This is a genomic window from Vibrio sp. 10N.222.55.C6 (assembly GCF_041473395.1).
In the GTDB taxonomy this organism is placed as follows: Bacteria; Pseudomonadota; Gammaproteobacteria; order Enterobacterales; family Vibrionaceae; genus Vibrio; species Vibrio crassostreae_C.
Genome location: NZ_JBFRSD010001269.1, coordinates 1 through 253 on the forward strand (window position 1 = coordinate 1; position 253 = coordinate 253).

The 253-nt window shown below is 51.0% G+C and carries 1 pseudogene; it reads right to left on the bottom strand.

The features are described 5' to 3' along the window. Nucleotides 1-230: pseudogene (locus AB4486_RS28490) on the bottom strand (alkene reductase); the annotation flags it as partial. Between the last annotated feature and the right edge of the window lie 23 nt (nucleotides 231-253).

Here is a 253-nt window from a genome sequence, read left to right on the forward strand (position 1 = left end):
TCGATGTGCTCTGGGGTATAAATGCCCGGAGTCATCGAATAACCTCGTGCAGCCGCTGAGATCGGGGTGCCCTCTGATACAATGAGTCCAGCACTGGCACGCTGACGGTAGTAGGTTGCCATCATCTCGTTTGGTACATCACCAGGTTGAGACGTGCGTGAACGAGTCATCGGCGCCATCGCGATACGGTTTCTAGTCTCAAGTCCGTGACCTTTAAATACCTTAAACATACTTACCCCCTTAAGCTTTATAC